Source organism: Steroidobacter sp. (genome assembly GCF_016790065.1).
GTDB lineage: Bacteria > Pseudomonadota > Gammaproteobacteria > Steroidobacterales > Steroidobacteraceae > Steroidobacter.
Map to the genome: position 1 here is coordinate 1 of NZ_JAEUPY010000856.1, position 12,472 is coordinate 12,472.

Annotated in this window: 9 protein-coding genes and 1 pseudogene; 8 read left to right on the plus strand and 2 right to left on the minus strand. The window is 60.7% G+C overall.

Annotated features, from left to right (window positions below; all coding sequences use genetic code 11):
- The 7 genes and pseudogenes from JNL55_RS34400 to JNL55_RS34430 all read left to right on the plus strand — a co-directional run.
- Positions 1 to 375: pseudogene (locus JNL55_RS34400) on the plus strand (hypothetical protein); the annotation flags it as partial.
- Positions 376 to 534: 159 nt separating this feature from the next.
- Positions 535 to 2,958 carry a TonB-dependent siderophore receptor gene (locus JNL55_RS34405; protein ID WP_293865543.1) on the plus strand — a complete coding sequence of 808 codons (2,424 nt, stop codon included), beginning with the start codon at positions 535 to 537 and terminating at the stop codon, positions 2,956 to 2,958.
- 5 nt (positions 2,959 to 2,963) lie between these two features.
- Positions 2,964 to 3,524, plus strand: coding sequence for an RNA polymerase sigma factor (locus JNL55_RS34410; RefSeq protein ID WP_293865546.1), 561 nt, complete (start codon positions 2,964 to 2,966; stop codon positions 3,522 to 3,524).
- A 63-nt stretch (positions 3,525 to 3,587) separates the two neighbouring features.
- Positions 3,588 to 5,771, plus strand: coding sequence for a TonB-dependent siderophore receptor (locus tag JNL55_RS34415; protein WP_293865549.1), 2,184 nt, complete (start codon positions 3,588 to 3,590; stop codon positions 5,769 to 5,771).
- A gap of 8 nt (positions 5,772 to 5,779) precedes the next feature.
- Positions 5,780 to 7,603: a tetratricopeptide repeat-containing sulfotransferase family protein gene (locus JNL55_RS34420; RefSeq protein ID WP_293865552.1), complete on the plus strand. Its 1,824-nt coding sequence runs from the start codon at positions 5,780 to 5,782 to the stop codon at positions 7,601 to 7,603.
- Positions 7,591 to 9,066, plus strand: a complete 1,476-nt coding sequence (locus JNL55_RS34425; protein ID WP_293865555.1) for a serine hydrolase domain-containing protein — start codon at positions 7,591 to 7,593, stop codon at positions 9,064 to 9,066. Before JNL55_RS34420 ends, JNL55_RS34425 begins: the two co-directional genes overlap by 13 nt.
- A 4-nt stretch (positions 9,067 to 9,070) precedes the next feature.
- Complete coding sequence (locus tag JNL55_RS34430; protein WP_293865558.1) at positions 9,071 to 11,257, plus strand: S9 family peptidase; 2,187 nt, start codon at positions 9,071 to 9,073, stop codon at positions 11,255 to 11,257.
- A gap of 19 nt (positions 11,258 to 11,276) precedes the next feature.
- On the opposite strand, the gene JNL55_RS34435 is transcribed toward JNL55_RS34430, so the two are convergent.
- Both JNL55_RS34435 and JNL55_RS34440 read right to left on the minus strand, forming a co-directional pair.
- Positions 11,277 to 11,693 (minus strand): type II toxin-antitoxin system VapC family toxin, encoded by a 417-nt coding sequence (locus JNL55_RS34435; RefSeq protein WP_293865561.1) that lies wholly within the window; start codon positions 11,691 to 11,693, stop codon positions 11,277 to 11,279.
- A gap of 3 nt (positions 11,694 to 11,696) precedes the next feature.
- On the minus strand, positions 11,697 to 11,927 hold the full coding sequence (locus JNL55_RS34440) for a FitA-like ribbon-helix-helix domain-containing protein (RefSeq protein WP_293865564.1): 231 nt from the start codon (positions 11,925 to 11,927) through the stop codon (positions 11,697 to 11,699).
- 224 nt (positions 11,928 to 12,151) lie between these two features.
- Here JNL55_RS34440 and JNL55_RS34445 point away from each other — a divergent pair.
- The coding region (locus tag JNL55_RS34445; RefSeq protein WP_293865567.1) for an RNA polymerase sigma factor at positions 12,152 to 12,472 on the plus strand (321 nt) is incomplete at its 3' end.

A 12,472-nucleotide genomic window follows, 5' to 3' on the forward strand; every position in this document is an offset into this window, starting at 1 on the left:
AAAGTCATCGTGTCGTCCGAGGAACAAGCATCGTCCGCCGTGACGTTGCAGCCCGGGCAAAGGCTGACGTGGCTGGCACAGAGCGAGCCCCGCATCGACACGCCGGCACCTGCCAGCGTTGCTGCCTGGCGCCGCGGTGAGATCATGCTCGACCGGACCACGTTGGCCGAAGCGGCGCGCGAGATGAATCGGTACGACAAGACCCGACTCGTCATCGACGACGCGGCCGTCGCCGGATTGCTGATCGGCGGCATCTTCCGCACCGGCGACAACCTCAGTTTCGCGCGAGCGATGGCAGAGATGCATCACTTGCGCCTGGTGCGAGAAGGCTCGCAGATTCGCCTGTTGCCACGGCAGTCCGCCAGCGGTCGTTGAGGTTTCGCGGCCGGCCGTGGGGGTGTTTGGACGGCTGAACCGTCTACTACCGCCAGCTCTCGATGCCCGGCATCGATGCCAGCACGGTTCGATCAACATTCATATTAGAAGATGGGGAGTGGGATGAATCGTCGCCGACGCCGGCTTTCGGCGCGCGCCATGCTGTTCACCTTATTTGCGCTGGGCGCGTCGTGCGCTCAAGCGCAGGCCGTGACTTATCGCTTCGATCTGGGGGCGCAGGCACTGGCCGACTCCTTGCGTACCCTCGGACAACAAACCAGCAGGAATATCGTGTTCGATCCGGCGCTGGTCGACGGGCTGCGAGCGCCGACGTTGCATGCGGACTTGACTGTGAAGGACGCCATCGAGCTGCTGCTGGCGGGCACCAAGCTGAGTGCACGCGAGATCTCACCGGACACGGTATTGATCGAGCTCGGCGCGCCGAGGGCACCGCCAAGCGATGAGATCGCGCCGAGCATAGAGACAGTGAACGTGTTCGGCGCGCTCGACAACGAAGTCAGCGTCGCCTCGAAGTCCGGCCAGTCGTTGCGGGAGACGCCGAAGTCGGTCTCGGTCGTCACTCGCGAGCGTATCGAGGTACAGAGCCTTACTTCGCTACTGGAAGTGCTGACCCAGACCACCGGTGTGACCGCGGTGAACTACAGCTCGGTCGACAGCTACTACCTGTCGCGAGGGTTTGAGATTCACACGGTGCAGATCGATGGCGGCTCCCCGGCGTACACCGGTGGCTTCGGATCGTTTCTGACACCGGACACCGCTGCCTACGACCACATCGAAGTGTTGCGAGGTGTGGATGGCATTTTCACCGGCGCAGGCGAGCCGGGAGGCGTGATCAACCTGGTTCGCAAGCGAGCACTGGCGACGCCTCAGGTTCAAGTCAATGTGTCCGCCGGTCGCTGGAACATGGGTCGTGCCGAGCTGGATGTCACGGGCGCCATCACCGACGATGACCGACTGCGCGGACGTGTCGTCGCTGCGTACGAGGGGAAAGACTATTTCTACGAACGCGCCGAGTCCGACAAAAAACTGTTCTTCGGCACGTTCGAGTATGACATTGCAGCCGACACCACGTTGATCGCCGGTGCCAGCTACGAGCGACGCAAGGAACACAACTACTTCGTCTCCGGCGTCATGCGCTACGACGATGGCCGTGATCTGCAGTTGTCGCGCGAGACCGCATTCAATCCGGACTGGTCGCATTGGTTCTCGACGACTCGCGAAGCCTTTGCTCGGGTCGAGCACAAGTACGGTGCGACCGGCATGCTCAAACTGAACCTGACGAGATTGGAGCAGGACAGTGAGAACCGGCAATTCCTCGCGTTAGGTGCGGTCAGCTCGACGACGGGCACTGGGCCGCGCGCGTACATGCGAGGCAGCGATCTCAGCTCGGCTCAGGATTTGCTCGATCTGTCGGCGAGCGGCACGTTCAACGCGTTCGGGCTGCAACATCGGTACACCGTCGGCGCCGATTACGCGAAAGTCGATGCGGGCGGGCAGAAAGACATCCGGGCGACGAATTACTTTGACGCTGTCACGGGTCCCGCCGTCGACGTGTTCGATTTCGATCCGACGATTTACGCCGTGCCGATCGAGTACGTGGGCACATACTATTCGGAGCTCGGCCCTTCCCAGCACGGCTACTACGCATCGCTCGGGCTGCAGCTGCAAAAAGCATTGCGACTGACGCTGGCTGCTCGCTACGGAGAGTATCGCTACCGCCAGGTGTATCAACGCGGCGCTCCGGACGGCACATTGGATACACCGATCAGTGAGAGTCATAGCGTCAGCAGATCGATTCCGAGTGCGGCACTGACTTGGGATCTGGCGGAGGAATGGACGGCGTATGTGAGCTACGCCGAAACGTATCAGCCGCAGAGCGTGAACTTGCGTGCGCCGCTGCCCGGCACGGCACTCGATCCCGCGGCTGGCTCGAACTACGAGGTCGGCCTGAAAGGACGCGTGCACGGTTCGTTGAACGCAGCGCTCGCTGTCTATCGCCTGGATCGCACCGGGCAGGCTGTTGCCGATCCCGCATATCCCGTGCTGTCTGGGACGGAAGGCGGTCAATGTTGTTTTCTACCGTTGGGTGATATCACCAGCGAGGGCTTCGACGCCGAGTTGAGCGGCCACGTCGCGCCGGGATGGCAGATGCTGCTCGGCTATACCTTCACTCAAACCAGTCGCAGTGGCGGTGCGTCCGAGCTGGCATCGTTGCTCGGTTACTCGCCCAAACATCTTCTCAAGGCTTGGAGTACCTGGCAGTTGCCCGGCCGGCTATCGCGCTGGAGCGTTAGCACCGGCGTGGTCGCGCAATCGCGCACGCATTTCGATGGGCTGGCGCTGGACGAGAACGCGGTCGCGCGGCTGTATCGATTCGAGGAGGGCAGTCGTGCCATCTGGAACGCGTCGTTGCAGTATCGAATCTCCGAACATTGGTTGGTGGGCATCTTCGGCGACAACCTGGCGGACAAACGCTATTACTCGGTGGTTGGCGATGCACGCCGCAATAATATCTATGGCACACCGCGCAGCTGTGTGCTGACGCTGCGTGCTCTCTGGTAGCGCCGATGAAGGTCGCGAACAGTGACATCGTCGAGGCGCTGATCCAGAACGAATCGGCACTGCTGCACTTTCTCACTCGCCAGGTAGGCTGCGTACACACCTCGGCGGATTTGTTTCAGCGCCTTGCTGAAAAGCTGCTGCGACAGAAGCAACCGCCGACCACGGATAGCATGCGGGCCTATCTTTATCGAGCCGCGAGCAGCGAGGCGGCCAGTTATTTTCGTGGGGAACGGCGCCGCGTCAGCTATGAGATGGATTGTGCGCGCCTGCAGGATGAACTCGACGCGTGCTACGCCGAACGTCGGCTCGCGGGTGAAGAGGCGCTGCGAGTGTTGGATGCGGCGCTGGAGTCGTTACCACCATTGACGAGGCGAATATTCTTTCTATGTCGTGTGCAAGACGTGAGTCAGCGCGAGGTGGCTGAGTCGTTGGGTCTCAGTGTTTCTACGGTAGAGAAGAAATTGGCGATCGCGTTGAAACATTGTCGAGAGTTTTTGGCGCGTGCTGAAAATAATCGTCGCGCACATTGCAGAATGTTTACGGGTTCGCTGCTCGAGCGGCGTTGAGTGAAGTGAGATGACGTTGCGATCGACAGGATCGCGCGCATCGCTGGCCGCCACGAGGAACCCATGAATCACTCCAACACGTCGTCCCGGTCTCAATCGGTCTCCGACAAGAAAGTATCGCTCAGTGCCATGTACGCAGCGCCGGCGCTGGCGCTGGCAGCCTTGCCGCTGATGGCACAGGAAGCGAACGACGATAGTAAGAAAGTCAGCGAAGACGCCGAGGAAATCATCGTTTCCGGCTCTCGACTGAAAATCAATTCGACTGCCACCAAGATTCCGCTGACCATTCGCGAAACGCCGCAGGCGATTTCCATCGTCACCGCGGAGTCCATCGAGAAGCGCTTCGCGCAGGACACGATCAGCGCGGTGGAAATCTCTTCGGGCGTGTCGCCTGGACGAGTTGCACCGGGTGCCTTCGCGGGCCGTGGCTTCCGCGGCGACCGCTTCACCATGCGTGGTCAGGAAGGCAGTGTTCGCTCCGACGGCTTCTCGTTCGGCGGCTCGCTGTCGTCGTTCGACCCGGCCGCGTTCGAGCGCATCGAAGTGGTGAAGGGCCCGGCCGGCTTCTACGGTCAGGGGTCGCTCGGTGGCTTCATCAACCTGGTGCGCAAGAAGCCGAAGGATGTGTTCGAAGGCAACATCTCCACCCAGGCCGGTTCGTATGAGACGTATCGCGTCGACGCCGATGTCACCGGTCCGCTCAACGATGCCAACACCTTGCGCGGCCGGATCAACGCGGGTTACAGCGACGCCGGCTCGTTCGTCGATGGTGTCGAGACTCAGACGCGCTTGATCGCGCCGAGCTTCGAAGCACTGATCGGCGAGCGTACGCGCGTGCTGCTGCAGTTGTGGTCGCAGGGCTCGGAGTACATCCCGAATCCCGGCATTCCCACCCACGTGATCGGCAATCGGATCGAGCCGGCGAACCTGCCGCGCTCCTTCTACTTCGGCATCCCCAGCCAAGAGAAGTCGAACGAGGAGATTCTGGATGCCATCCTGCGCATCGATCAGACGCTCAGCGATCGTTGGCTGGCGAGCGTGTTGTTCCAGGGCAGCAAGGATGACACCAAGCTGATCTTCGACAGCTACGGCTTCGACTTCGGCGGCGTTGGCGATGCTTATATGTATGCCAATACGCAGGAAGTGAATCAGGATCGTTGGGCCACCGAGTTGCGGCTGGCCGGCAGCTTCGATGCCTTCGGCGCCGAGCACCAGGTGCTGGTGGGCGCTGAGATGAACCGTCTGCAGGAGGACTACCTGGGTCGCTACGCGTATCTGGGCCCGGCCAATCTGTACGCCGGCAACTTTGCCGGCGCAGGCATTGGTAACGACAGCAACCTAAGTGTGTATTCCGACAACCGGACCACGGTGAAGAACAAGGCTGTGTATGCGCAGGCCGTGCTCGGCTTGCCGGTGCGGACCAAGTTGTTGCTCAGTGCACGTTACGACTGGTCCGAGATCGAGCGGCTCAACAATCTGAACAATTCGGGCACCGACTCGAAGAAGAGCGAGCTCACCATGCGTATCGGTGTGAGCCACGAGATCAACGATCACTTCACTGCGTACGCGGTGTGGGCGCAATCGTTCAATCCGGTCACGGCACGTTCGCGTACCAATAGCATTCTGGATCCCGAGACCGGTTCGGGTTACGAGTCGGGCCTGAAGACCGAATGGTTTGGCGGCAAGCTGGACGCGACCTTGTCGGTGTATCAGCAGACGCTCGACAACCGTCCGATCCTGGATCCGGCCAACGGTCCAGGACAATCCTTCAGCATTTCGGCCGGCGCACATCGCACACGCGGTGTCGAAGCGGAGGTCAACGGCACGCCGCTGACTGGCTTCACGGTGGGTGCCTCGGCGACCTGGATGACCAACGAGTTCCGCGATGAGCGCGATCCGAATTTCGGACTGTCCATCAACGACTCCATCGGCCGGCAGTTCAGTCTGTATGCCGACTATCAGGTGCAGACGGGTGTGCTCGAAGGCCTGGTGCTGGGTGGCACGGTGGTGAGCTACGGCGATCGTGAGTACATCACACGCCGCAATCCGAGCCAGATCTACGCCGACGGTTACGAGCGCGTCGATCTGCACGTGTCGTATAACGCCATCCCGAAATGGGAACTGTCGCTGCATCTGCGCAACTTGCTCGACGAGAAGTATTTGGAGCGTGCGTCCAGCACGACGTTCTTCAATAACTTCTACGGCTCGCCGCGCGCAGTGCTGGGACGTGTGAAGTACAGCTTCTGATCGTGACCGTGTCACAGCCTTCTGCAGAGTTCGGCACTCAGGGGCGAGCAGACAGCTCGCCCCTGGTGCTCGCGATCAATGCGGCACTCGATGCGCGAGATGTGAAACGTGCGCTGCTGATCTGCAATGAGCGCATCGAGCAGGTGCCGGACGATGCTCAGGCTCATCGCTGCCTGGCGGTGCTGAGTGCGCAGTCAGGTGCGCGAGTGGTCGCAATCGCGGCGGGTCGTCGCGCGTGCGAGTTGGCTCCGGACGATGCAAAGTCTTGGTGCGGGCTCGGACAGGTGTATGCCATTTTAAATGAGCTGAGCAACGCTGCTCAGTGCTTTGGCGAGGCAGTCAACATCGACGCTCGCGATGCCGATGCCTGGCACAACCTAGGCACCGCCATGAAGCAGTTGCGTCGGCCTGACGCGGCTATCGCAGCGCTCAAGAATGCGTTGCTGATCGATGCGACTCGTGCTGACACGTATCTGAATCTGGGCACGCTATTCAGCGATCGGGGGCGTTTCGAAGATGCCGTCGAATGTTTCGATCGTGCGTTCAAGTACGACCCAGGCATGGCGGCCTCACGGAGTCGGTTGGCGTGGCAGCTCTCGACACGCGGTAAAGTCACTCATGCCGAAACATTGTTCCGTCAGTCGTTGACCATGGATCCCGGTCACGTCGAAGGCTGGCTGGGGCTGGGGCGAACGCTCGAAGACTTGGGTGAAGGCGAGGGCGCACGCAGCGCCTACTTGAATGTGCTGAAGCTTCGGCCGGATCACGCCATGGCGCTGGGTCAGTATCTGGCGTTGTTACGAGACGAGAAGCGCTCTGCCGATGGCGGCGATGCCGAGTCGGCTGTCTGGGTGGCGCGTGCCGAGCAAACGCTGCGGGACGATGCTGTTCAAGATGCGGCCAAAGCGCTGATCGGCTATGGCGTCGCGAAGTATCACGATAGAAGCCGCAACTATGAAGGTGCGGCTCGGGCGGCACGAGTGGCCAACGCCGCGAGACGGCGTGTCAGTGGTCCGTTGGATCGAGATGCGCTCAGTCGGCGGGTCGATGGTCTCATTCAAACCTACACAGCGGCGTTCTTCGCCGAGCGTCGGCAGTTTGGTTTAGGCACCGATCAACCTGTGTTCGTGGTCGGCTTGCCGCGCTCGGGCACGACGCTGACCGAACAAATTCTCGCTGCGCATCCGATGATGCATGGCTCGGGTGAGCTGCCGACGTTGGGGCGACTCGCCGCACGACTGTCAGGCAAGCAGCACGAGCTGTGGCAGGCCGCGACACTGCTGGATGAAGTTAGCAGTCGTACCATCGGCGGTGATTATCTGCGTGAGCTGCGTGACGGTGCGCCCAAAGGGCTGCTTCGTATCAGCGACAAATCGCCACTCAACTATTTCCAACTCGCGTTCGCGGCTGTGTTGTTCCCGGGCGCGCGAGTCATTCATTGCCGGCGCGCGGCGGCCGACAACGCGCTCTCCATCTGGATGGAGAACTTCGGTGCGGATCAGTGTTACGCGACTGACTTCGACGATCTGTCGTTTTTCCGTGCTGAGTATCTACGGCTGATGAAGCATTGGCAGCAGGTGCTGCCGCTGAAGATGCTGGAGATTCGTTACGAAGACACCGTCGCGGATCTCGAAGGCCAAGCGCGTCGACTGATCGAGTTTCTGGATGTGCCTTGGGATGAGGCGTGCTTGCAGTTCCACAACAGCAACCGTGCCGTGCAGACGCCCAGCCGCTGGCAGGTGCGACAGCCCATTTATTCGCGCTCGGTCGAGCGTTGGAAAGCCTACGCAGAACAGCTGCCGGAGTTGCTTCCTTTATCATGCGAAAGTTGATGCGCTGGGGACTGTTGGTCCTGGCATTCCAATGCTCGGCGGCCTCAGCCGCGGCGTTGAGTGAGCGAGATATCGAGGCGCTGCGGAGCGAGATCAACACAGCGCTGGTCGAACAATCCGTGCCGTCGCTGGCCGTTGCCGTGGCCAAGGACGGCAAGATTTTGTGGCAGCAAGGCTTCGGCTGGGCTGATCGCGAGCGTCGCATCGCTGCCACCGAGCACACCACTTACTCGTTGGCGTCGATCTCAAAACCGATTACTGCCACCGCGCTCATGATGCTGGTGCAGGCGGGGAAGGTGGATCTCGATGCTCCGGCCAATGATTATCTCGGCAGTGTGAAGTTGCGGTCGGGCGTGGGCGATGTTCGCCTGGCGACCGTGCGACGCGTGGCCAATCACATGGCTGGCCTGCCCGATCATTTCAATCCGTTCTATGCCGACGAGCCGTATCGCGCGCCGTCGATGGACGAGACCTTGCGGCGCTATGGCTTCCTGCTCAGCGTGCCGTCCGAACATACGTACTACGAATACTCGAATCTGGGCTATGGCGTGCTGGACTACATCGTCGAGCGCGTTTCCGGGCGCAGCTATGCGAACTTTCTGCGCAACGAGGTGTTCATCCCGTTGGGCATGACTCGCTCGTCCGTCGGTGTGGCGCCGGGACTCGAACCCTATGTAGCCACTCGCTACGATCCGGATGGGGTGCCGCTGCCCGCGTATGACTTCGATAGCCCTGGTGCGTCCGCTGTTTATGCCAGTGCTCACGATCTGCTGCGCTTTGGCATTTTCCACGTGCAGACGCCGTTGCCGGATCAGAAGGCCATCTTGAGCGGGGTTTCGCTCAATGAGATGCATCGTCGTACATCAGGTGATGCGGCGATGGGTTATAGCGTCGGTTTCAATACCATCGAGCGTTCGGGCTATCAGGTCGTCTCTCACGGCGGAGTGATGGCCGGCGTGTCCACGCTATTGCTGATGGTGCCCGAAGAGAAACTGGCGGTCGTCGTCCTGTGCAACAGCAAGACGCCGCTTGCCGATGTGATGGCGGAGAAGATCGTCGCTCGTGTGTTGCCGCGCTGGCGGGTGCAGGAACCGCGACGTCGAAAAGCGCCTGCGTTGGCCGCGCCGCCTAAACAAGTCGTGGGTTTGTGGCGAGGACAGATCGAGACGTATCAGAGAAACGTGCCCATTGAACTCGACATCCATGCCGACGGTGATGTGCACGCGAAGGTGGGCGATGGCTTGCCGACGCTCGTGGATGGCGCAAGCTTCAGCGAAGGCGTTCTCACCGGTACGCTCGCCGCTCGCATCGGCACGCCGGACACCGAACGCTACGACTACGAAGTGTCGCTCTGGCTGACATTGCGTGGCGACGTGATGAACGGTTCGGCGACGGCACAAGGCGGCGATCGACCACGTGTACGCGGCGCGCTGGCTCATTGGACTCAACTCACCAAGCAGTGACCTCATGAATCGAGTGTTGGAACATCGGGCCGGCAAGCGTCTGGCAATGCTGTCGTTGGGTCTGGCGATGCTCGGGTGCGTGTCGAATGGCATCGCGACGGCCGCGCCGACGACGATCAAGGAACGATACGAGCGAGCTGCAGAGTTCCTGCCCTGGCGCGTGAGCAAACTCGTGCATGGCGCGAGCGTGCAACCGAACTGGAGCGCTGACGGCCGCAGCTTCTGGTTCGAGGAAGACACGGTGAGCGGGGCTCGCTATTGGCAAGTGGATCTGCAAGGTCCGCGCAAGACGTTGCTGACTGCGCGACCCGCGGAAGTGAGCGACTCTTCCTCGAAGCCTGCGCGTGCGACTGAACCCGGCTGGACAGTGTCGCCGAACGGTCGATGGGCCGTGGATCTGGACGACAATCAAATCATTCGTGTCGACTTGCTTACTGGTCAGCGCACGCCGCTGACCACCGACGGCGTGGCGGACTATCGCTACGGCAGCTTGAATGGAGGGCTGACGCTGACACGCAAACGTCGCAACGATCCCGACGCCCCGTTCGGCACATGGTCGCCCGACGGCGAGCGTTTTCTCACGTATCGCGTCGATGAGCGTCAGCTACACAAACAACCGGTGTTGATGGCGACGGAGCCGGGCAAGGCACATCAGTTGCCGTCGGTACACTTCAACAACACGGCCTATCGCTACAGCCCGAAGATGCAGCGGGCCGACCTCATGATCTTCGACATGCGCGATGGCGGACGTCTGGATCTGCGAGTGCCGAAGCCGTTCGTGGCGTCGAACAGCGGTGTGAGCTGGAGCCGCGATGGTTCGACGGTATTCGTTGGGTTATCCGATCCCGGTGGCGTTACATCGACTGCCTATGCCGTCGATGCCAAGAGCGGCGAGTCCCGTGCTTTGGTGACGGACAGCCGCGAGGCCGAGATCGATCTGCGACAGCGCTTTTCATATCTGGGTAATGGCGAGCAGGTGGTCGTGTATTCGATGCGCTCCGATTGGGGGCATTTGTATTTGCACGATGGTCGCACCGGCAGACTGATCCGGCCGCTGACTCAGGGAGAGTGGGCGGTCAGTGGCGTGGTCAGGGTCGATGAGCGCCAGCGCGTGGTGTACTTCACCGCCAAAGGGCGCGAGCGCGGCCACCACCCGGACCATGCTCATTTATATAGAGTGTCTTTGAACGGCGGCGCGCCGGTGTTGCTCACGCCCGAGAATGCTCAGCACGATGTGAGTTTCTCTCCCGACGGCAAGTGGTTCATCGATACGCATTCGACGGTGACGACCGCGCCTGTCACCGTCCTGCGTCGCGCCGACGGTAAAGCTTCGCTGGAGCTCGTGCGAGCGGATATCAGCCAATTGCAAGCGAAGGGCTGGCAGCCGCCGATTCCTTTCAGCGTGAAGTCGCTCGATGGCCGCTCCGATCTGCAGGGCGTACTGTACTTGCCCCATGATCTCGACCCGACCCAGTCGTATCCCTTGATCGAGTCTGGCTACTTCGACGGCGATTTCATCCAATGGCAGTTCCTGGGTTCGTTGTCCTGGCATGGCAGCGCACTGGCCATGTCACAGCTCGGCTTCGCCGTGATGGAGTTTGAAGGTCGCGAGGCCGGGTATCGATCCAGCAAGACGCGCTTGCACTTCGAAGATCCGCAGATGACCGAGCCGTCATTCTACGATGATCGCATCCATGCGATGCGCGAGCTGGACAAGCGCTATCCCTTCATCGATGTGAGTCGGGTAGGCGTTTACGGGCATTCCAACGGCGGTTGGCGCGCGGCGCGGGCGTTGCTTCAACATCCGGAGTTCTACAAAGTCGGCGTTGCCGGCGCCGGCAGTCATGACTACGGAACCTGGCGTGCCACCGCGCCACCGAAGCCAGGTCAGCGCGAGTTCGAGTACCCCACCAATATGGAGATCGCCGGCAACCTACAAGGCAAGCTGTTGCTGATGCATGGCTTGATCGACGACAACGTGCATGTCGCTCAAACTTTCCAACTGGCGCAGGCACTGATCGATCACGGCAAACGCTTCGACATGCAGATCCTGCCGGAACTGACCCACAACAACCTGTGGCAGAGCGGCTATGTGAACTTGAGGACCTGGGACTACTTCGTCGAGAACCTGCTCCACCTGACACCACCCGACGTGCAATTGCCCGAGCCGGGCGGCGCAGGCGGTCACTGAGTCGCGACGGGTTCTATAGTCACGAGAACGGATTGAGGAACCGGACGCCCGTGGGTTCGTAGTGATCGCTGTTACGCGTGACGACCGTGAGGTCGTAGATCAGCGCGGTGGCGGCGATCTGCTTGTCCAATGGATTCTCCGGATGCGGTACCCGCAGCCGGCCCCAGACGTGAGCGGTTTCCTCATCGAAGGGAAGAATGGCGTCCGAGTAATCCGCAGTGATTCGATTCAGCCACTGCTCCAAGTGATCCGCCTGCGGTTGATCACCGCGATGACGAATGATCTCGATCCCTTGCCGCATTTCACCGACCGTGACGACGGATAGGTAGAGTGGGGCCTCTTCACGAGCCGCTTTCCGAAAGAACTCCTGAACGCCCGCATTTGCCTTGACGCCTTTGCGAGCTTCGCTGATGACATCCGTGTCGACTAGATACATGGTTCAGCCTCGGCGATCGGTTTGTTGGCGCGTGAAATCCTCGTCGTTGCCGACGTTCGGTATGGATGCCAGCACGTCCGCAAGATGACGTCGCTGCGGCCCGTGTAGTGCTGCGCGCAGAATTTCACGATGCTCCTGCTCGGCGCTTCGGTTGTGTTTTGCCGCGCGCTGCTTCAGCGCCTTGACCAATTCTTCCGGCAGATTGCGGACCATGAGTTGAGCCACGCTATTCACTCTGATACCTCGATGCTAGCAATGCTAGCGTTTGCTGGTTGAGACTGCAAGCAATGCTAGCACTGGCTATTTCGGTGCTATGAGGCGACTTTCTGGCGCTAGACTGGCGCTTGATAACGACTATTTCAGTCGACTAGTCAATCGGTTACACGAAATCGGCGATTTTTGGGGGGCCGATTTCGGGGCGGCGGCGCCTATATAAGGAGCGCCCCCATAACTTGCCCATGTCCAATCCATCGCTCATCGACGGCTGGCGGAAGCACTGGAATCGCAGCCTGCTGCAGTTCCTGCGACGGCGCATGCGTGTCTCGGTGGATATCGAGGACCTGGCGCAGGAAACCTACATGCGCCTGTTACGCACGCCCAATCTGGTTGGCGTACGCAATCCACAGGCTTATCTGCTCAAAGTTGCCGGCCATGTGTTGCACGACTGGCGTGAACGACAGCCGGCCGACCATTCGCTGGAGCCGGTCGATGAGGATCAGCTGGTCGATCAATGCGACCTCGAATGCGATCTGGATGCCAGGCTCACTCAAGAACGTCTC